Here is a 20,615-nt window from a genome sequence, read left to right on the forward strand (position 1 = left end):
ATGTCCCGTCTCCTCACCCGCCGTTCCAGAGTCCGCGCCCTCGCCGCGCCCGTCCTGGCCACCGCGCTCGCCGCCGGAGTGCTGGCCGGCTGTTCCGGCAGCGGCGACGACGGCAACACCGTGACCATGTGGACCTACCCGGTCATCTTCGACGAGGCCAAGAACAAGGCGTACTGGGACGGCCTGGTCAAGGCGTTCGAGAAGAAGCACGACGGCGTCAAGGTGAAGGTGGAGACCTTCCCCTGGGCCAACCGCGACACCGCCCTGGCCACCGCGATCGCCTCCGGCAAGGGCCCCGACGCGGTCTACCTGATCCCGGACCAGCTGCCGAAGTACACCAAGAGCATCATCCCGGCCGACGACTACATGCCGGCCTCCGCCAAGTCGGACTACACCGACTTCGCGCTGAAGTCCGTCACCGTGGACGGCAAGCCGCTCGCCACCCCGATCCTGACCAGCGCCAACCCGCTGATCTGCGACAAGCGGGTGTTCGACGCGATCGGCGAGAAGAGCTACCCGTCAAGCTGGGCGGACCTCGACGCGCTGGCACCGAAGCTGAAGAAGAAGGGCTACTACGCCACCAGCTACAGCGGTGACACCCAGCAGACCCTGAACATGACCTTCTACCCGCTGCTCTGGCAGGCCGGCGGCGACGTCTTCTCCGAGGACGGCAAGAACGTCACCTTCAACGACGCGGCCGGCGTCAAGGCCCTGACGTACCTCAAGAAGCTGGTCGACGGCGGCTACACCGACAAGGACCTGGTCACGACCACGCCCAAGCTGGAGCAGACCCCGACCGCCAAGGGCAAGGTGGCCTGCACCTGGCAGAACACCCCGGCGGACGTCGAACCCTTCTGGGGCAAGGAGAACATCGTCGTCCAGCCGCCGCTGAAGGACACCGCGTCGGTCGGTTACGGCACCGTCGGCGCGCTGGCGATGCTGAAGGGCGCCGACAAGAAGAACACCGGCGACTGGCTGAACTTCGTCGCCGAGTCGAAGAACTCGGCCGGACTCCAGAAGGCCGCCGGCTACTTCCCGGCCCGCAAGTCCGGTGGCGACCTGTACCCGGACGACAAGCTCCAGACCGCCGTCGGCGCCACGCTGCCGAGCATGGACGTGGGCCCGCTCCAGGACAAGGCGCGTGAGGTCCAGGGCGTGCTCGCCCCGGAGATCCAGGCCGCGCTGCTCGGCAAGAAGAGCCCGCAGGACGCGCTGGACGCCGCGCAGAAGGCCGCGCAGGCGATGCTCGGCCGCTGATCAACGGTCGTGGGGGCCGGTCTCCGGCCCCCACGATCCCACCGGGGGATGGCACCCCGGAACCCCCCGCAATTCCCCCGTACCGCAAGGAGATCCCCGTGGCAGTCGTCGCGGAACCCACCCGCCGGGGCCGTCGCAGCGGGCCGCAGGCGCGCCGCGAGGCCCGGATCGGCCTGCTCTTCGTCCTCCCGTGTTTCCTGCTGTTCCTCGCCTTCCGGTTCGGTCCGGGCGTCGCCGGTGTGCTGATGAGCTTCACCGACTACTCCCTCACCGGCGGCGGCAGCTTCATCGGGCTCGACAACTTCACCCGCCTCTGGGCCGATCCGCTGTTCTGGCAGGCCCTCAAGGTCACCGTCCTGTACACCGTGATCGCCGTACCCGGCACGCTCGCCGCCTCCGTGTGCCTGGCGCTGATCACCCGCCGCGCGTTCCGCGGCGCCAAGTTCTTCCGTTCGGTGTTCTTCCTGCCGGTCGTCACCTCACTGGTGCTGGCCGCCACCGTCTTCGTCTGGATCTTCTCGACCGGCGGCCCGTGGTCCACCCTGATGGGCTGGTTCGGGCTGTCGGAAGGCTCCTGGCTCTCCGACGACGTGCTGGTGCTGCCCGCGCTCGCGATCGTCGGCATCTGGTCCCGCTTCGGCTACGGGATGCTCATCCTGCTCGCCCGGATGCAGGACATCCCGCGCGAGCTGGAGGAGGCCGCGCTCACCGACGGGGCGGGGCCCTGGCAGCGGTTCCGGTACATCGTGCTGCCGCAGCTCAAGCCCGCCCTGTTCTTCCTCGCCGTGATCGAGACGACGGCCTCCTTCCAGGTGTTCGACGCCGTCTACACCATGACGGGCGGCGGACCCGCCAACGCCAGCTACACGCTCGTCTTCCAGCTCTACGACGCGGGCTTCAAGTACTTCGACCTGGGTTACGCCTCCGCCATCGGTGTCGCGCTCTTCGTGCTGACCGTGGTCGTCGCGGTGATCCAGCGGCTCGTGATCGGGAAGGACCAGTGACCATGACAACCGCACCCGAGGAGACGAAGGCCCCGCCCGTCCGCAAGGCGGCCCCGGCTCCCCCCGACCGGGCCGCGCGCCGGGCCGAACGCAAGCTGCGCAAGCTCTCCGAGCAGGACACCGTCCCGTACGGGATGCGCCCGACCAGGGCCGGCCGGATAGCCCGCGGCGCGCTGCTGACGGTCGCCGCGCTCGTGACGGTCTTCCCGTTCTACGCGATGGTCGTGCTCTCGCTGAAGCCGTCCGCCGCGGTCGACTTCCCCGGCAGTCTGCTGCCCTGGCCGCTGACCGGCGAGGCGTACGACACCGTCATGGGCGCCCAGGACGTGCCGCGCTGGCTGCTGAACACGCTGCTGTACTCGGTCGTCTCGGTCGTCGGCGTGCTGCTGCTCGCCTCGCTCGCCGGATACGCGTTCGCCAAGAAGCGGTTCCCCGGCCGGGAGGCCATGTTCTGGTCGTTCCTGTCGATGGTGATGGTCCCGTACCACGTCACGATGATCCCGACGTTCGCGATGATCGCGAAGCTCGGCGGCGTCGACACGTACTGGGGACTGATCATCCCGACCCTGGCCAACGCCCAGGCGGTTTTCCTGATGCGGCAGTTCATCCAGGGACTGCCCGACGAACTCTTCGAGGCCGCCAGGCTCGACGGGTGCAGCGAGTGGCAGATCTTCTACCGGATCGTGCTGCCACTGCTGAAGCCGATCCTCGCCACGCTCGGGGTCTTCGTCTTCCTGTGGCACTGGAACGACTTCCTGTGGCCGCTGGTCATCGGCCAGTCCACCGACATGCGCACCCTCACCGTCGGCATCGCCTCGCTCCAGCAGCAGAACGTGCCGCTCAACGTGGTGCTGTCCGGCTCCGTCATCGCGTTCGTGCCCATCTTCGCCGCGTACATGGTGGGCCAGCGCTACTTCACCGAGGGCGTCACCGCGTCCGGAATCAAGGGATAGCCAGCCATATGTTCACCGATGAGGCCGCACTCGAAGAGCGGCTCGCCACCCCCTCCCCCGCGCTCGTCGCCGACCTCGGCCGCCTCGAAGGCGACCTGCTGGTCCTCGGCGCGGGCGGCAAGATGGGCCCCAGCCTGTGCCGGCTGGCCCGCCGGGCACTGGACGCCGCGGGCCGCACGGACGTGACCGTGTACGCCGTCTCCCGCTGGTCGGACAAGGCCGCCGCGGACGAGCTGGAGGCCGCCGGGGTCCGTACGGTCGCCTTCGACCTGATGGACCCGGCCGCGGACCTGGCCGAACTGCCCGACGCCGGTAACGTCGTCTTCATGGTCGGCGCCAAATTCGGCTCCGCCGGGGCGCCCTCGCTCGCCTGGGCGGTGAACGCCGCGATGCCGGACCGGGTGGCCCGCCGCTGGTCCGGATCGCGGATCGCCGCGTTCTCCACCGGCAACGTGTACCCGCTGGTGCCGGTCTCCTCCGGCGGCTGCACCGAGACCGACCCGGTCGGCCCGGTCGGGGAGTACGCCATGTCGTGCCTCGGCCGGGAGCGGATCTTCGGCCACGCCGCGCTGACCCTCGGCACCAGGGTCGCCAACATCCGCCTCAACTACGCGGTCGACCTGCGCTACGGCGTCCTCGCCGACATCGCGTACCGGGTACAGGCGGGCGAACCCGTCGATGTGACGACCGGTCACGCCAACGTCGTCTGGCAGGGGTACGCCAACGAGGTCGCCCTGCGCTCACTGCTGCACGCCACCGACGGCGAGCCGTTCACCCTCAACCTCACCGGCCCCGAGACCGCTTCGGTGCGCCGCATCGCGCAGTGGTTCGGCGAGGAGTTCTCCAAGGAGCCGGTCCTCGCCGGGGCCGAGGCGCCCACCGCGCTGCTCTCCGACGCGAGCCGCTGCCACGCCCTCTTCGGCTACCCGGACGTGGCACTGCGCACCCTCGTCGAGTGGCAGGCCGACTGGCTGCGGCGCGGACTCCCGCTGTCCGGCAAGCCCACCAAGTTCCAGGTACGTGACGGAAGGTTCTGATCCACTCCATGTCCGCTTCCCCCCGCCCGTCCACCCCGACTTCCCCCCAAGCCACCCCCGCTCTGGATCTGCTCGCCCGGGGTGCGGCGATACCCGCCCATCCGCTGGCGCTGCACGCGGACGGCACGTTCGACGAGCGCCGCCAGCGCGCGCTGACCCGCTACTACCTGGCGTCCGGGGCGGGCGGCGCCGCCGTCGCCGTACACACCACGCAGTTCGAGATCCGCGAGCCCGGCGTCGGTCTCCTGCGGCCCGTCCTGGAGCTCGCGGCCGAGACGATCGACGCCGAGGCCGGCCGCCCGTTCGTCAAGGTCGCCGGTGCCTGCGGCTACACCGCGCAGGCCGTCGCCGAGGCCACCACCGCCGCAGAGCTCGGCTACGACGCGGTGCTGCTCTCCCCGGCCGTGCCCGGCGCCGACGAGAAGGGGCTGCTGGAACGGGCGCGGGCGGTCGGCGAGGTCCTTCCGGTGATCGGGTTCTACCTCCAGGAGGCCGTCGGCGGACGGTACTTGTCGCCCGGCTTCTGGTCCGCGTTCACCGACCTGCCGAACACCGCCGCCGTCAAGATCGCCCCCTTCGACCGCTACCGCACCGCCGACGTCGTACGGGCGGTGTCCGCCGCCGACCGGGCCGGCGAGGTGGCGCTGTACACCGGCAACGACGACGACATCATCGGTGACCTGCTCACCCCGTACGGCGCGGCGGACGGCCCCCGGCGCTGGTTCGCGGGCGGGCTGCTCGGCCAGTGGGCGGTGTGGACGAGCTCCGCGGTCACCCTCCTCGAAGACGTCCGGCTGGCCCGCGCCGGAGACCACGGAGCGATGGTCCGCTGCCTGGCCCGCCGCTCCGAGCTGACCGACGCCAACAGCGCGGTCTTCGACGTACGCAACGCGTTCCGCGGCTGCATCGCCGGGGTGCACGAAGTGCTGCGCCGCCAGGGCCTGTTGGCGAACATCCGCTGCCTGGACCCGGCCGAGACGCTCTCCCCCGGACAAGCCGAGGAGATCACCCGGGTGGCCTCGGCCTACCCTTGGCTGACCGATGACGCCTTCGTTGCGGAGCACCTCGATGCCTGGCTCTCCTGAAACCGCCGACCGCTCCTCCTCCCGGGTGGTCGTCGCCGTACCCCCGCACCTGCGCGAGCAGTTCTTCACCCCGGAGGTGTGGCAGGAGCTGGAGCGGGCCGCCGCGCTCACCGTCCTCGACGACCACAGCGACCGGGAAGCGCTCAAGGCGGCGCTGCCCGGCGCCCGCGCGCTGATCCTGTCCTGGCGGGCGCCGAAGGTGGACGCCGGACTCCTCGCCCACGCGGACCGGCTTGAGCTGGTGGCGCACACCGGCTCCGCGGTCGCGCCCTATGTGACGGAGGACGTGTTCCGGCGGGGCATCCTGGTCACCCAGGCAGGCGACGAGATGGCCCGCCCGGTCGCAGAGGTGGCCCTCGCCTTCACCCTCTCGCTGCTCCACCGCGTCCAGCGCTTCGACCACGCCCTGCGCGGCGGGCAGGACTGGGCGGCGGCGAGCACGGCACCGCCGCGCCACGAGATCCACGGCAGCGACATCGGGGTGATCGGCGCCTCCCGCACCGGACGGGCCTACATCCGGATGGTGCGGGCGATGGGCGCACGGGTCAGCGTCACGGACCCGTTCCTCTCCGAGGCCGACGCGGAGGCGCTCGGCGTGAAGTCCGTACCGCTGGAGACACTCCTCTCCGGCAGCCGGATCGTGGCCGTGCACGCACCGGTCACCGAGGAGACCCACCGGATGATCGGCGCGGAGCAGCTGGCGCTGATGCCGGACGGGGCGGGCCTGGTGAACACCGCCCGCTCGTGGCTGGTCGACGAGGACGCGCTGCTGGCCGAGCTGTCCACCGGCCGGCTGGACGCGGCGATCGACGTCTACGACGCCGAGCCGCTGCCCGTCGGCCACCCCTTCCGCGCCCTGCCGAACGTGCTGCTCACCCCGCACCAGGCGGCCGGCAGCGTCGAGTGCCGGCAGCGGCTGGGCACCAGTGCCGTCAACGAGGTGCTGCGGCTGCTCGCCGGGCGCCCGCCGGTCCACGCCGTCACCGCCGAGGCGCTCGTCCGGCTGCGCTGACCGCCACCCGTACCGAAAGCCGTCCCGTACCCGTATTCGTACCGTCAGGAGATCCACCCGTCATGCGACTGATGCGCATAGGCGAGCCGGGCCACGAGCGCCCGGTCGTCGTCTGTCCCGAGGGCCGCCACTACGACCTGTCGGGCGTCACCGACGACATCGACGGCGCGTTCCTCACCGCGCTGGCCGACAACCCGCACCTGATCCCCGCGGAGCCCAAGCTCCCGGAGACCGACATCACCGGGCAGCGGATCGGCGCCCCGGTGGCCCGGCCCTCCGCGCTCCTGTGCATCGGGCAGAACTACGCGGCCCACGCGGCGGAGTCCGGGGCCGAGCCGCCCGAGCAGCCGATCCTGTTCTACAAGTCCCCGAACACGGTCGTCGGCCCGTACGACGACGTGCTCATCCCGCGCGGTTCGAAGAAGACCGACTGGGAGGTGGAGCTGGCCGTCGTCATCGGCCGCCGCGCCTCCTACCTGGACTCCCCCGCCGACGCGGCCGCGCACATCGCGGGCTACGCGGTCAGCAACGACGTCTCGGAGCGCGCCTTCCAGCTGGAGGAGTCGGGCGGCCAGTGGTCCAAGGGCAAGAGCTGCGCCACGTTCAACCCGCTGGGCCCGGTGCTGGTGACGGCCGACGAGGTCGGTGACCCGCAGCGGCTGCGGCTGACCAGCCACGTCAACGGGGAGCCCCGGCAGGACTCCTCCACCGCGGACATGATCTTCAGCGTGGCGCATCTGGTGCACCACCTGTCGCAGTACCTGGTGCTGGAGCCCGGAGACATCATCAACACCGGTACGCCGCAGGGCGTGGCGCTGTCCGGCCGCTTCCCCTACCTGGGCCCGGACGATGTGATGGAGGTCGAGATCTCAGGCCTGGGCCGGCAGCGCAGCGTCTGCCGGCCCGCGTAACCGGCCTCAGTCCTCCGGGAGTTCGACCGGGGCGAGCTCGTCGAACAGGTCGCCGGGGCCGGGGTTGGCCGCGTCGGTCGCGCCGCCGAACTGGGTCATCACGCCCCAGACGGCGTTCAGCGCGGTCTGGACGGCCCCCTCGGCCCAGCCGGCCGTCCAGGAGATGTCGTCGCCCGCCAGGAACAGGCCCCGCTTGTCGGCGGGCAGCCGGTCCTGCATGAAGTGGGTGAACAGCCGGCGCTGGTAGCGGTAGTGGCCGGGCAGGTTGGCCTTGAACGCGCCCATGAAGTAGGGCTCGTTCTCCCAGGACACCGTCACCGGGTTTCCGGTGATGTGCTTCCTGATGTCGACGCCCGGATAGATCTCGCCGAGCGACTTCAGCATGACGTCCATGCGCTCGGTCGCGGAGAGCGGCAGCCACTTCAGGCTGTCGTCGCACCAGGTGTACGAGAGACAGATGCTGGCGGGCTTGTCCGGGCCGTCGTCGAGCAGGTACGTGCCGCGCGTCATCCGGTCGGTCAACGTCATCGACATGGCGTCGCGGCCGGTCACCTCGTCCTTGTCGAGCCAGAACGGCCGGTCGACGGGGACGAACAGCTTGGACGACTCCATGTAGTGGGTGCGCTCCATCGCCGTCCAGTGGTCGATCGGGAAGAGCGCGTCGTCGCAGGCGATCTTGGAGAGCAGCAGCCAGGACTGCCCGGTGAAGACGGCCGCCCGGAAGGTGCGGATGTCGCCGGAGGCGTCGGTGACGGTGATCCGGTTGCCCGCGGTGCGGTTCAGCCGGGTCACCGCGGGGCGCGGTTCGCCGTCGTGCAGCGAGGCCAGCGAGGTGCCGAGCGGCCAGTGGATGATCTTCTGCGGTTCGCGTTCCCACAGGCGCAGCGGAAGCTGCTGGCTGCCGCCCACGATGGAGCGGTGGTGGTCGTCCGCCTCGGTGTAGACGACGCGCAGGATCTCCAGGATGGAGTTGGGGAAGTCGGTGTCCCAGCCGCCGGTGCCGAAGCCGACCTGGCCGAAGATCTCGCGGTGCCGGAAGGACTTGAAGGCCTCGGAGTCGCAGAGGAAGCCGTAGAAGGTCTGGTTGTCGAGCTTCTCGACGAGCCGGGCCCAGATCTCCCGGATCCTCGGCACGTCGCGCTCGCGCATCGCCCGGTTCATGTCGGAGAAGTCGGCGCCCTCCTCCAGGCAGCTGTTCCAGGCGTCCATCACGTCCCGGTAGATCTGCGGGAGGTCGTCGATCGTGCGGGCGTAGTGCGATTCGCCCTTCAGGTCGACGACGGTCGAGGGCGTGACCGGGGAGAGCGGGTTGGGGAACGGCTTGGTCTCCAGCCCGACCAGGTCGATGTAGTGCTGGAGCGCGGTCGAGGACGGCGGGAAGCGCATGGCGCCCATCTCGGCGGTGAGCGGCTCGCCGTCCACCGTGCAGCCGTCGAACTCGACGGTACGCAGCCGTCCGCCGATCCGGTCGGCCTCGTACAGGACGGGCCGCAGCCCCATCTTCATCAGCTCGTAGGCGGTGATGATCCCGGAGAGCCCGCCGCCGATGACGGCCACCTCCGCGCCGTGCTCGGTCGCCGGTATCTGGCCGAGCCCGGCGGGGTGCGCGAGGAAGTCGTCGTACGCGTACGGGAAGTCCGGCCCGAACATGGTGATCGGCGGGGCAGCTTCCTCGGTGTGCTGGACGGCGGGGGGCACGGCGGTCATGAGGTACGGACTCCTTGCGGGGAAAAGCGAAGACGTGAGAGGACGGGCTCAGACGAGGGAGCCGTACAGGCCGGGGCGCCGGTCGAGCAGATACGGGTTGCCGGCGCGGGAGGCAGCCAGCAGGTCCGGGTCGACGTCCCCGAGGACGAGCTCCTCGCCGCGTCCGGCGCGGGTGCGGACCGTGCCGTCGGGTCCTGCCAGGCAGCTCAGCCCGATGAACTCGAACTCGCCTTCCGGGCCGGTCCGGTTGACGTAGGCGATGTACAGCTGGCTCTCGAAGGCGCGGACCGGGACGAGGGATTCGGCGGCGAACTGGAAGGGGTGCATCAGCGCGGTCGGGACCAGCAGGAGGTCGGTGCCGGCCAGCGCGTGCGCCCGGACGTTCTCCGGGAACTCGACGTCGTAGCAGGTCAGCAGGCCGATACGGACCCCGTCCAGCTCGGCCTGGACGACCGGCTGCTCACCTGGGGTGAACCAGTGCCGCTCGAAGCCGCCGAAGAGATGGGTCTTGCGGTAGTTCGCGAGCGGGGTGCCGTCCGGGCCGATGAGCTGGGCGGCGTTGTACAGGGTGTCGCCGTCCCGCTCCGGGTAGCCGTAGTGGACGGCGATCCGGTGCCGTGCGGCGATCTCGGCGACGGCCCGCGCGGCGGGCCCATCGGCGGCCTCCGCCAGCCGGGGCACGTCGTCCCCGATCGCGTACCCGGTCAGGAACATCTCGGGGCAGACCAGCAGCCGGGCCCCGTCGGCCGCGGCGCGCCGGGCGGCGTCGTCGAGCACCTCGGTGTTCCGGGCCACCGAGCCGGGAGTTCCGGAGCTCTGGAGCAGGGCGGTGCGCAACGGCGGCATGGCTGACCTCGGACGGTGCGGGCGGGGCGGGGACGTAGAAACGGTACGTTCCGCCCGACACCCCGAACAAGCGGCGACTGTTGCGCACCGACGACCGATCCGTTGCGCGGATCACCCGGGACACGAAGATTCATTGCGCGAACCCGGCCCGTGCAGCCGTCTCCAGCCCGTCCCGCTACCCCGGCGACCCCGACGAATACCGCCGCAGCAGGGGTGAGAGCACGAGCACGGACTTCGTCCGTTCCACGTACGGCTCGCCCGCGATCCGCTCAAGCACCTGCTCGAAATGCCGCATGTCCGCCGCGAAGACCTGGACGAGGGCGTCCGCGTCACCGGTGACCGTGGACGCGGAGGCGACCTCGGGATAGCGGGCGAGCCCCCGCTTGATCGACTCCGGGGAGGTGTTGCGGCTGCAGTAGATCTCGATGAACCCCTCGGTCTCCCAGCCGAGCGCCGCCGGGTCCACCCGTACGGTGAACCCGGTGATCGCGCCCTCGGCGCGGAGCCGGTCCACCCGGCGCTTCACGGCGGGCGCGGACAGGCCGATGATGGAGCCGATGTCGGCGTAGGAGCGGCGGGCGTCTTCAGCCAGCGCGTGGACGATGCGTTCGTCGAGGTCGTTCAGTCGCACGTCGTACGGGTCACTTCTCTGCGGTGGCGAGGGGCCCCGGCGGAGGCGGGCGGGGCCGTTCGGAGGGCGGCGGTGCCGCCCTCCGAAGTAGACCACGGGCCCGCCCCGCGGGGCGCGCTCACCGCAGGTGGGGCGGGGTCAGAACGGGAACCGGGAGCGCCCGTGCTGCACGGAGATCCACTTCAGGGTGGTGAAGGCGTCGAGCATCGAGTCGCCGTTCAGCCGTCCGAGTCCGGAGTTCTTCTCACCGCCGAAGGGGACGATCGGCTCGTCGTGGACGGTGCCGTCGTTGATGTGGATCATGCCGGTGCGGATCCGCTGCCCGATCCGGACGCCCCGCTCGATGTTGCCGGTGTGCACCGCGCCGCTCAGTCCGTACGGGGTGTCGTTGGCGATCCGGACGGCCTCGTCCTCACCGTCGAACGGCACCAGGAGCGCGACCGGGCCGAAGATCTCCTGCGAGAGCACCGGGGAGTCGGCGGCCAGGCCGGTCAGTACGGAGGGGCTGACGAGGTTGCCGACGGCCTGCCCGTGCAGCAGTGCGGTCGCACCGGCCGCCACGGTCTGGTCGACCAGGGCGGTGATCGCCTCGGCCTGGGTGGAGTTGATCAGCGGGCCGATCTGGGTCGCCGGGTCGGCCGGGTCGCCGACGCGCAGCGAGGCGACCTTGGCCACGAACTTCTCGGTGAACTCCCGCTCCACCGAGCGGTCGACGAGAATCCGGTTGGCGGCCATGCAGACCTGGCCCTGGTGCACGTAGCGGCTGAAGACCGCCGCGTCGACCGCGTAGTCCACATCGGCGTCGTCGAGGACGATGAGCGCGCTGTTGCCGCCGAGTTCGAGCACGGAACGCTTGAGGTTGGCGGCGCACACGGTCGCGACGTGCCGCCCGACCTTGTCGGAGCCGGTGAAGGAGATGACCTGCGGGACGGGGTGCTCCAGCAGCGCGTCACCGATCTCCGCGATGTCGGTGACCACCACGTTGAGGAGTCCGGCGGGCAGCCCGGCGTCCTCGAACACCTTGGCCACCAGGGTGCCGCCGCAGATCGGCGTGTTCTGGTGCGGCTTGAGGACCACGGCGTTGCCGAGCGCGAGGGCGGGGGCGACCGACTTCAGCGACAGCAGGAAGGGGAAGTTGAACGGGCTGATGACACCGATGACACCGGCGGGCACACGGTAGACCCGGTTCTCCTTGCCCTCGGTCGGCGAGGGCAGTATCTGCCCGGTGGACCGCAGCGCGAGCTGGATCGACTCGCGCAGGAACTCCTTGGCCAGGTGCAGTTCGAAGGCGGCCTTGAGGCGGGTGCCGCCCAGCTCCGCGACGATCGCGTCACCGATCTCGGCCTCGCGGTCCTCGACGATCCGCAGCGCCTTCTCCAGTACGGCCCGCCGGGCGTAGGCGTTGGTGTCGGCCCACGCCTGCTGAGCCGTCTCCGCCGCCCGGTAGGCCTGGTCCACCTCGTCGGCCGTGGCGACCGTGATCGAGGCGAGCTTCTCACCGTCGAAGGGGTTGAAGTCGATAATGTCCCACGAGCCCTTGCCCGGCCTCCACTCACCGTCGATGTACTGATGGGCCAGGTCAGTGAAGAAGGACATGAGATCCCTTACCGCAGAGAGGCGGGTAGCTGATTGGGGTTCATGTTACTTAATTTTCAACTGAGTTGAAAAGCGTGAAGGCCCTCCGGGGCACCGTGATCCGGACACCGCGGCGACCCCCGCGAGCCCCCTTCGCACGCCCGTGAGCTCCCCGGACACGCCGGTGCCCCCTCCGGCGCGAACGGCCGGAAGGGGCACGGGTGGTGCGATGGCCCGGGGTCAGCTCCAGCTGGAGTGCAGCGGCTTGCCCTCCGCGTATCCGGAGGCGCTCTGCACTCCGACGACGGCCTTCTCCGCGAACTCCGCGAGGGAGCCGGCACCGGCATAGGTGCAGGAGGAGCGGACGCCCGCGATGATCGAGTCGACCAGGTCCTCGACGCCGGGACGGGTCGGGTCCAGGAACATCCGCGAGGTGGAGATGCCCTCCTCGAAGAGCGCCTTGCGGGCCCGGTCGTACGCCGACTCGTCGGAGGTCCGGTTCTTCACGGCGCGCGCGGACGCCATGCCGAAGGACTCCTTGTAGAAGCGGCCGTCGGCGGACTGCTGGAGGTCGCCGGGCGACTCGTACGTCCCGGCGAACCAGGAACCGATCATCACGTTGGACGCGCCCGCGGCGAGCGCCATGGCGACATCGCGCGGGTGGCGGACGCCGCCGTCCGCCCAGACGTGCTTGCCGTACTTCTTCGCCTCGGCGGCGCACTCCAGAACGGCGGAGAACTGCGGCCGGCCCACCCCGGTCATCATCCGGGTGGTGCACATGGCGCCGGGGCCGACACCGACCTTGATGACGTCGGCGCCGGCCTCGATGAGGTCGCGCACGCCCTCGGCGGCGACGATGTTGCCCGCGACGATCGGCACCTGCGGGTCCAGCGCCCGCACCGCGCGGACCGCGTTGATCATGGACTCCTGGTGGCCGTGCGCGGTGTCGACGACCAGGGTGTCGGCACCTGCGTCGAGCAGCTGCTTGGCCTTGCCCGCCACGTCACCGTTGATCCCGACGGCGGCGGCGATCCGCAGCCTGCCGTTCGCGTCGGTGGCGGGGGTGTAGAGAGTGGCGCGCAGTGCGGCCTTCCGGGTGAGTATGCCGACGAGACGGCCCTCGGCGTCGACCGCGGGGGCGAGCTTGCGGTTGGCGCCGTCGAGCTTGTTGAACGCGTCGCGCGGGTCGATGTCCGCGTCGAGCAGCACCAGGTCCCTGGACATGACCTCGGAGAGCTGGGTGAAGCGGTCGACGCCGGTCAGGTCGTGGTCGGTGACCACGCCGACGGGCCGCCGGTCGCTGTCGACGACGACACCGGCGCCGTGGGCGCGCTTGGGCAGCAGGGACAGGGCGTCGGCGACGGTCTGCCCGGGGGCCAGCTCGATGGGGGTGTCGAGCACGAGGTGGCGCGTCTTGACCCAGCTGATGACCTCGGTGACGACCTCGATCGGGATGTCCTGCGGAATGACGACGAGACCACCGCGACGGGCGATCGTCTCGGCCATCCGGCGGCCGGCGATGGCCGTCATGTTCGCGACGACGAGCGGGATGGTGGTGCCGGTGCCGTCGGGCGAGGACAGGTCCACGCCCTGGCGGGATCCGACCGCCGACCTGCCCGGGACCATGAAGACATCGTCGTACGTGAGGTCGTACGGGACCGAGGGGGACTCTGTGTATCGACCGGTGCCGGGCTCAAGAAAACGCATAACACTCATTTTTTCATACGAAATGGCGCAGGTCGTTTCCACGAAGACACAACAAACGACTCCCGCCTTCGTATGTTCCTCCGAGGAACAGGACCGGGAGTCCCGGGCAAGTGGAACCTGCCTTACCCACAGACCCTACCCCCACCGCCTCCGGATCATTGGGGATCATCATCCCTGGACCTGGTGACAAGGGGTCAGGTAGCTTCAAACCCGCAGGTCCGGCGGGTCAGCCAGACACCCCGGAGGCATATGCGGAATGCCCACAACTTCCTTCGCAGACACGACCGGAGAGGATCACGACCCGCCCGTGGAGAGCGAACTGCCGGACATCTACTGCCCGTTCCCCCAGCGCACGAACCCGCACGTCGGGCACGTACGGGAGCACCTCGACAGCTGGACCCGCAACACCGGCCTGGTGCACCGGGATTCAGCCAGGGACCGCTTCGAGCAGGCCGACTTCGGGGCCTTCGTCGGCATGGTGTACCCGACCGCCGACAGTGAGAATCTGGATCTCGTCGCCGACTGGTTCGTCTGGCTGTTCCTCGTCGACGACCAGCTGGACGACGGACACCTCGGCCGCAGCCCGGACCGGGTGCGCAGCGTGGTGGAGGTGATGCGTTCCGTGGTGGAGGGCGGTGCCAGGCCCGTGGCCGAGGGGCTGCCGGCCGCCGTCGTCGCTCTCGTCGACCTGTGGGAACGTACGGTTCCGGCCGCCGCGCCCCAGTGGCGGCGCCGGTTCACGTACCACCTGATGACGTACCTCACGACCGCCACCACCTGGGAGGCCGGGAACCGGGCGGACGGCGTGGTCCCGGCAGAGGCGACGTACATCGAGAAGCGTCGGCACACCGGGGCGATACATGTCTGCATGGACCTGATAGAGATCGTGGCCGGGATCGAGGCGCCCGAGTCGATCCACAACGATCCCCGGTTCATCACCGCGCTGGAGGCCTCGTGCAACGTCGTGTGCTGGGCCAATGACGTGTACTCGTACGAGAAGGAGCAGGTGCTGGGCGAGATCCACAATCTCGTCCACCTGGTCCGGCACCACCGCGGGTACGGCAAGCAGGAGTCGCTCGACCACGTCTGCGCGGAGATCGCCACCGAGACCGAGCGCTTCCTCACGGCGGAGGCCGAGCTGCTCGCCGCGTATCCGCAGCTCGACTGGATGCTGGAGCCGTATCTGGACGGCATGCGGAGCTGGATGCGCGGCAACCTCGACTGGTCCCGGCAGACACCGCGCTACAACCCGGCCGACGTCAGCCAGTACAAGGAGCCGGAGCAGTATCTGGAGGCGACGGTCCTGGGCGTCCCGCAGGACTGACGGGGACTGACGGGGGCCGAGGGCGTCAAGGACGTGGGGGTGGGGGGGGGGGGGGGCCGCGCCCCCCCCCCCCCCCCGCCCCCCCCCCCCCCCGGGGCCGGCCGGCCCGCCCCGGCCCGGGGGGCGCGCCGCCGGGGGGGGGCGGGCCGGGGGCCCCGCCCCCCCCCCCGGGGGGGGGGGGGGGGCCCCCCCGGGGGGGGGGGGGGGGGGGGGCCCCCCCCCCCCACCCCCACGTCCTTCGCTCACTCCCCGTCCGGGTCGCGCCGCTCCAGCGCGGGCCGGCGCGGCGCGGCCGAGTCGGTCAGCAGGTAGTCGGCCGCCGCGGTGTCCGTCACCAGACTGGTGACCAGCCCGGACCGCAGCACCGCGCCGATCGCCGCGGCCTTGCGCTGGCCGCCCGCGATCGCCACCACCTCGGGGATCCGGCGCAGCCGGTCCGCCTCGACCGTGATGCAGCGCTCGCCGAGATCCCGGCCGACCCGCCGGCCCTCCGAGTCGAAGAGGTGCGCCGACATCTCGGCGGCGACGCCGAGCGAGGCGTAGTGCTCGCGCTCCTCGTCGGACAGCATGTCGTGGACCGTGGAGATGCCGGGCTCCCAGGAACCGATGGACACCGCCGCGACCGTCACCTTGTCGAAGTACTCGAAGGCGCGGGCGATCCCCGTCTGGTGGCGCAGCGCGGCGGCCGTGGCCGGGTCCGGCAGCAGCATCGGCGCGTAGATCGGGTGGGCCTCGCCGCCGGATACCTGCGCGGCCCGCCGGACCGCCTCGACCGAGCCGCGCTCCGCGGTGCCGGCGTCGTACACCCCGGTGAGCTGCACGACCGTGCAGGGCGGGAGCCGGTCCAGGGCGGCGGCCATGTGGATGGTGGACCGGCCCCAGGCCAGCCCGAGGACATCGCCCTCGTTCACCAGTTCGCCGAGCAGATCGGCCGCGACCTCGCCCAGGTTCTCCGGATCGGCGGCATCGTCCTGCTCCTCCGCGGGGGACTCGACCACGACCGCGTGGCGCAGTCCGTAGCGCGCGCGGAGCGCGTCGGAGCGCTCGGCGTCCAGCTCCGCGGGGACCCGGATCTCGATCCGAACGAGGTCACGCTCCAGCGCCGTCTCCAGGACCCTGGCGACCTTGAAGCGGCTGACGCCGAACTCCTCCGCGATCTGGATCTTGGATTTGCCCTCAAGGTAGAAGCGGCGGGCCATGGCCGCCGCCTGCACCAGCTCCGCGGGCCCCATCCGCAGGGCGGACCGGCCCGCCGACATTGCAGACACCGCGTTCTCCTCACTGCTGTTCACGCTCTCGATACGCCGTTCATCCTGTCAGATACGGCGATCCTTGATCGGTCCCGTCGGACCGCGTTCATCTGCCCTTGGCCGGACCGACCGGCAATCGGGGGCCGGAGCGGCTGCCTGCTCCGTCGCCCCCGTCAGTGGCCGCACGCCCACTGCGCGGAGGCGGTCGCCCCGTCGGCCTTGGCGCGCAGCGCCCGCACCGCCTCGGCGGGGTCCTTGGCGCCGTACACGGCGGAGCCCGCGACGAAGACGTCGGCCCCGGCGTCGGCGCACCGCTCGATGGTGGACTCGGAGACCCCGCCGTCGACCTGGAGCCACAGTTCGAGGCCGTGCCGGGAGATCAGCTCACGGGTGCGGCGGATCTTCGGCAGCATGATGTCCAGGAAGGACTGCCCCCCGAAGCCCGGCTCCACCGTCATGATCAGCAGCATGTCCAGCTCGGGGAGCAGGTCCTCGTACGGCTCGATGGGCGTCGCCGGCTTGAGCGCCATGGAGGCGCGGGCGCCCTTGGCCCGGATCTCCCGTGCCAGCCGTACGGGGGCGGCCGCCGCCTCCACGTGGAAGGTGACGGAACCCGCGCCCGCCTCGACGTACTGCGGAGCCCAGCGGTCCGCGTCCTCGATCATCAGATGGCAGTCCAGCGGGGTGTCCGTGGCCCTGCTGAGCGATTCCACGATCGGCACACCGAGGGTCAGATTGGGCACGAAGTGGTTGTCCATGACGTCGACATGGAGCCAGTCGGCGCCTTCGACGGCCTGTGCCTCCTCGGCGAGGCGTGCGAAGTCGGCGGAGAGAATGCTGGGGTTGATCTGGGCCATGGGCCAAGCCTGCCATGTTCTGCGGCACTTCCCCGCTTCGGTGCGCTCCAAAGCCTCACGGGATCATTACGGTTCGCGCATTCCCGTGCTTTTCACCCCGGTACGAGGCCGCCGCACCCCGGTCGGGGCCGATCAGCCGGTACGCCGCAGCACGGCGAGGTACATCGCGTCCGTGCCGTGCAGATGCGGCCACAGCTGGACGTCCGGCCCGTCCCCGAGGGCGGGCACCCCGGGCATCAGCGGACGGGCGTCGACCCACTCGGCCTCGACCGGCGCACCGCCGCGGCCCTTGAGCACGTCCTCGACGACCACCCGGGTCTCCGCCAGGTGCGGGGAGCAGGTCGCGTACCCGACGACGCCGCCGACCCGTACGGCCTTCAGCGCCTCGCGCAGCAGACCGCGCTGGAGCGGCGCGAAGCTCTCCAGGTCCTCCTTGCGGCGCCGCCAGCGGGACTCAGGGCGGCGGCGCAGCGCGCCGAGGCCCGAGCACGGGACGTCCATCAGGATCCGGTCGAAGGTGCCGGGCCGCCACGGCGGGCGGGTGCCGTCCGCCGTGATCACCTGGTACGGGCCGGGGTTGCCGGCCAGGGAGCGCTCGACGAGGCGGGCCCGGTGCGGCTGCTTCTCTGCCGCCAGCAGGGCGGCGCCCCGGCCGGCGGCGAGGGCGGCCAGCAGGGCGGCCTTCCCGCCGGGTCCGGCGCAGCCGTCGAGCCAGCGGGTGTCGCTGCCCTCCAGCGGAGCGTTGGCGAGGGCCGCGGCGACAAGCTGGCTGCCCTCGTCCTGGACACCGGCCCGGCTCTCCCGCACGGCGGTCAGGGCGCCGGGCTCGCCGCCCTCGGCCATCCGTACGGCGTAAGGGGACCAGCGGCCCGGCAGCCCGTTGTCCTCACCGAGCGCGTCCAGCAGTTCCTCGGTGGTGGAGCGGCCGGGGCGGGCGACGAGCGTGACCTCCGGCCGTTCGTTGTCGGCCTCCAGCAGGTCCTCGATGCCGGCCCGGCCGCCGCCGAGGGCGTCCCACAGCGCGGAGACGATCCAGCGCGGGTGCGAGTGCACGAGGGCGAGGTGGTCCTCCGCGTCGTCCTCGTACGAGGGAGCGACCCGCGCCACCCAGCCGTCGAAGTCGTCGGCGGTCACCTTGCGCAGGACGGCGTTGACGAATTTGGCCCGCCCCTCACCGAGCACCACCCGGGCCAGCTCCACGCTGGCGGAGACGGCGGCGTGGGTCGGGATACGGGTGCCGAGCAGCTGGTGCACGCCCATGTTGAGCACGTCCAGGACCGGCGGGTCGACCTCGCGCAGCGGCCGGTCGATGCAGGCGGCGACGATCGCGTCGTAGGTGCCCTGGCGGCGCAGCGTCCCGTAGACCAGCTCGGTCGCCAGTGCCGCGTCCCTGCTGTCGAAGTCGCCCGCCGCGCGGGCCTTCTTCAGCAGCGGGGGAAGGACGAGGTTGGCGTACGCGTCGCGTTCGTCGACGGCCCTCAGGGCCTCGAAGGCGAGGAACCGGACCGGGTCCTTCTTCGGTCGGCGGTGGGGTGTGGCAGGACGGCGACGCGGCTGGTCGTTCACGTGAAAGGTGCTCCGCTGATGGTGAGAGGGCGAACCGTCCCAGCCTACGTCCCCGCCCCGGCCCGCCGGTCCGTCAGCTGCCGACGAGCTCGCCGGGGACGATCCGGACACCGCGCGCCCAGTCCGCGGCGCGCATCGGCTTCTTGCCCTGCGGCTGGACCCAGAGCAGCTCGACCGCGTGCGATCCGGTGCCCACGTACACGTTGTTCTTGGCCGCCGACAGCTCGCCGGGCGCCAGATCGGCCCGGTCCACGACGGGCACGGCCTGGATCAGCTTGAGCCGCTCGCCGCGGAAGAGCGTCCAGGCGCCGGGGGCGGGGGTGCAGCCCCGGACCACCCGGTCGACCCGCAGGGCGGGCGCCGACCACTCGATCCGGGCGTCCTCGACGCCGATCTTCGGCGCGAGGGTGACCCCGTCCGCGGGCTGCGGCACGGCGTGCAGGGTGCCGTCCTCGATGCCGTCCATGGTCGCGGCGAGCAGCCCGGCCCCGGCGAAGGCCAGCCGGGTCAGCAGGTCACCGCTGGTGTCGGTGGGCCGGACCTCCTCGGTGAGTACGCCGTAGACGGGCCCGGAGTCGAGCCCCTCCTCGATCAGGAAGGTGGAGGCGCCCGTCACCTCGTCGCCCGCCATGACGGAATGCTGCACGGGTGCGGCGCCGCGCCAGGCCGGCAGCAGCGAGAAGTGCAGATTGACCCAGCCCCGGGCGGGCACGTCCAGCGCGACCCTGGGCAGCAGCGCCCCGTAGGCGACGACCGGGCAGCAGTCCGGCGCGATCTCCCGCAGCCGTGCCAGGAAGTCCTCGTCGCGCGGTCGGGCCGGCTTGAGCACCTCGATCCCGGCCTCCTCCGCCCGCTCCGCGACGGGACTGGCCACCAGCCTGCGGCCGCGTCCGGCGGGCGCGTCGGGCCGGGTGACGACGGCGGCGACCTCGTGGCGGCCGGAGGCGATCAGTGCGTCCAGTGCGGGTACGGCTACCTCGGGGGTGCCTGCGAAGACGAGCTTCATGGGTGGCTGACTGCCTCTCAGGCCGAAACGTTACGGTGACGAGCAACGCACAAGTCTATGGGCCCGGCGGCCGGTGCCCTCCCAGGGGGCGTACGCACGGTTGCGCGCCCCTCGCGGGTCCGTGTACGCCCCCGTAGCGTGACCAGATCCCCGGCTGAGGCGTTGGTCAAGTGAGATTGACCGAAGCGAGCCGCCACGGTGCGGCCCGATCCCTTTCAACGCCGGTTCGAGAGGCTTCTTCATGGCCGACCACGCAACCCACGACGCCCAAGCGCGGGCCAGCCTGCATCTTCTGGTGCGGGACATCGAGCGGGTCCGGCGGCAGGTGGACGCGCTGCGCACACTCACCGCCCAACTGGGCAACGTCTACCGTCCGCGCCGCTCCGGCCCGTCCGCCGGCTTCGTCGTCTACGGCAGGGCCCCGGCCCCCACCGTCAGGCTGGCGCAGGAACTGCGGGACAGTGTCGAGACCCTGGTGACGGCGGCGGTGGACTTCGACCGTTCCCTGGGCTTCTCCTGGGACGCGGTGGGCTCCGCGCTCGGAGTCACCAAGCAGGCGGTCCACCGCCGCTACGGCACCCGGCGCGCCACCCCCCAGCCGCTCGCGGCCGAGGCCGCGGAGCCCGTGGCGCAGCGCCCGGTGCCGTCCGTGCCCGGATCCCCCGCCGCCCCCGCGCTGCCCGCCGTTCCGGCCGCGCGGTCGATGCCGCCGCAGCCCTCTGCGGAGCGTCCGCCCTCACGCGAGGACCTGCGCCCTGGCGCCTTCCCGGGACCGCGCAACGGCTGACCCTCCCGGGCCGGGGGGTGCGCCTGCCCCTGGTGGGTGGGGGGCGGTGCCCCTCCGGGGAGACTCCTCGGAAATGGCGTGTTCACCCGGGACCGAGAAG

The 20,615-nt window shown here is 71.3% G+C and carries 18 protein-coding genes; 9 read left to right on the plus strand and 9 right to left on the minus strand.

The annotated features are described in order from the left end of the window. The 7 genes from ACFVQ0_RS25045 to ACFVQ0_RS25075 all read left to right on the plus strand — a co-directional run bounded on the left by ACFVQ0_RS25045 (window position 1) and on the right by ACFVQ0_RS25075 (window position 7,259). Window positions 1–1,257, plus strand: coding sequence for an ABC transporter substrate-binding protein (locus tag ACFVQ0_RS25045; protein ID WP_390091459.1), 1,257 nt, complete (start codon window positions 1–3; stop codon window positions 1,255–1,257). Window positions 1,258–1,355: 98 nt separating this feature from the next. Beyond that, complete coding sequence (locus tag ACFVQ0_RS25050) at window positions 1,356–2,261, plus strand: carbohydrate ABC transporter permease (protein WP_073739466.1); 906 nt, start codon at window positions 1,356–1,358, stop codon at window positions 2,259–2,261. A gap of 2 nt (window positions 2,262–2,263) precedes the next feature. Beyond that, on the plus strand, window positions 2,264–3,214 hold the full coding sequence (locus ACFVQ0_RS25055; RefSeq protein ID WP_390091461.1) for a carbohydrate ABC transporter permease: 951 nt from the start codon (window positions 2,264–2,266) through the stop codon (window positions 3,212–3,214). Between the two features lie 8 nt (window positions 3,215–3,222). Then, window positions 3,223–4,251: an NAD-dependent epimerase/dehydratase family protein gene (locus tag ACFVQ0_RS25060; RefSeq protein ID WP_390091462.1), complete on the plus strand. Its 1,029-nt coding sequence runs from the start codon at window positions 3,223–3,225 to the stop codon at window positions 4,249–4,251. A gap of 8 nt (window positions 4,252–4,259) precedes the next feature. Further along, a complete protein-coding gene (locus ACFVQ0_RS25065; protein ID WP_390091463.1) occupies window positions 4,260–5,336 on the plus strand; it encodes a dihydrodipicolinate synthase family protein in 1,077 nt (358 codons plus the stop codon). Continuing rightward, on the plus strand, window positions 5,320–6,348 hold the full coding sequence (locus ACFVQ0_RS25070) for a hydroxyacid dehydrogenase (RefSeq protein ID WP_390091464.1): 1,029 nt from the start codon (window positions 5,320–5,322) through the stop codon (window positions 6,346–6,348). Before ACFVQ0_RS25065 ends, ACFVQ0_RS25070 begins: the two co-directional genes overlap by 17 nt. Before the next feature lie 62 nt (window positions 6,349–6,410). Continuing rightward, entirely contained in the window at window positions 6,411–7,259 is an 849-nt protein-coding gene (locus tag ACFVQ0_RS25075; RefSeq protein WP_390091466.1) for a fumarylacetoacetate hydrolase family protein, read from the plus strand. A 6-nt stretch (window positions 7,260–7,265) separates the two neighbouring features. On the opposite strand, the gene ACFVQ0_RS25080 is transcribed toward ACFVQ0_RS25075, so the two are convergent. From ACFVQ0_RS25080 to ACFVQ0_RS25100, 5 genes are all read right to left on the minus strand, one after another. After that, on the minus strand, window positions 7,266–8,966 hold the full coding sequence (locus ACFVQ0_RS25080; protein ID WP_390091468.1) for a flavin monoamine oxidase family protein: 1,701 nt from the start codon (window positions 8,964–8,966) through the stop codon (window positions 7,266–7,268). Window positions 8,967–9,014: 48 nt separating this feature from the next. Further along, a complete protein-coding gene (locus ACFVQ0_RS25085; protein WP_390091469.1) occupies window positions 9,015–9,812 on the minus strand; it encodes a carbon-nitrogen hydrolase family protein in 798 nt (265 codons plus the stop codon). A gap of 175 nt (window positions 9,813–9,987) precedes the next feature. After that, on the minus strand, window positions 9,988–10,443 hold the full coding sequence (locus ACFVQ0_RS25090; protein ID WP_390091470.1) for an Lrp/AsnC family transcriptional regulator: 456 nt from the start codon (window positions 10,441–10,443) through the stop codon (window positions 9,988–9,990). 138 nt (window positions 10,444–10,581) lie between these two features. Continuing rightward, window positions 10,582–12,039 (minus strand): aldehyde dehydrogenase family protein, encoded by a 1,458-nt coding sequence (locus tag ACFVQ0_RS25095; protein WP_390091471.1) that lies wholly within the window; start codon window positions 12,037–12,039, stop codon window positions 10,582–10,584. 219 nt (window positions 12,040–12,258) lie between these two features. After that, complete coding sequence (locus ACFVQ0_RS25100; protein ID WP_389213561.1) at window positions 12,259–13,725, minus strand: GuaB1 family IMP dehydrogenase-related protein; 1,467 nt, start codon at window positions 13,723–13,725, stop codon at window positions 12,259–12,261. 307 nt (window positions 13,726–14,032) lie between these two features. On the opposite strand from ACFVQ0_RS25100, the gene ACFVQ0_RS25105 reads away from it, so the two are divergent. After that, a complete protein-coding gene (locus tag ACFVQ0_RS25105) occupies window positions 14,033–15,049 on the plus strand; it encodes a terpene cyclase (RefSeq protein ID WP_390091640.1) in 1,017 nt (338 codons plus the stop codon). A gap of 242 nt (window positions 15,050–15,291) precedes the next feature. On the opposite strand, the gene ACFVQ0_RS25110 is transcribed toward ACFVQ0_RS25105, so the two are convergent. The 4 genes from ACFVQ0_RS25110 to fmt all read right to left on the minus strand — a co-directional run bounded on the left by ACFVQ0_RS25110 (window position 15,292) and on the right by fmt (window position 19,728). Next, on the minus strand, window positions 15,292–16,308 hold the full coding sequence (locus ACFVQ0_RS25110; protein ID WP_024488660.1) for a sugar-binding transcriptional regulator: 1,017 nt from the start codon (window positions 16,306–16,308) through the stop codon (window positions 15,292–15,294). Window positions 16,309–16,472: 164 nt separating this feature from the next. Then, window positions 16,473–17,156, minus strand: coding sequence for a ribulose-phosphate 3-epimerase (gene rpe, locus ACFVQ0_RS25115; RefSeq protein ID WP_390091473.1), 684 nt, complete (start codon window positions 17,154–17,156; stop codon window positions 16,473–16,475). A gap of 132 nt (window positions 17,157–17,288) precedes the next feature. After that, window positions 17,289–18,722, minus strand: coding sequence for an RsmB/NOP family class I SAM-dependent RNA methyltransferase (locus tag ACFVQ0_RS25120; RefSeq protein WP_390091474.1), 1,434 nt, complete (start codon window positions 18,720–18,722; stop codon window positions 17,289–17,291). 73 nt (window positions 18,723–18,795) lie between these two features. Beyond that, window positions 18,796–19,728, minus strand: coding sequence for a methionyl-tRNA formyltransferase (fmt, locus tag ACFVQ0_RS25125; protein ID WP_390091475.1), 933 nt, complete (start codon window positions 19,726–19,728; stop codon window positions 18,796–18,798). 241 nt (window positions 19,729–19,969) lie between these two features. Between fmt and ACFVQ0_RS25130 the strand changes: the two genes are divergently transcribed. Continuing rightward, window positions 19,970–20,515: a hypothetical protein gene (locus tag ACFVQ0_RS25130; protein WP_390091476.1), complete on the plus strand. Its 546-nt coding sequence runs from the start codon at window positions 19,970–19,972 to the stop codon at window positions 20,513–20,515. The last annotated feature ends 100 nt before the right edge of the window (window positions 20,516–20,615 follow it).

This window comes from Streptomyces sp. NPDC057900, assembly GCF_042887885.1.
Classification (GTDB): Bacteria; Actinomycetota; Actinomycetes; order Streptomycetales; family Streptomycetaceae; genus Streptomyces.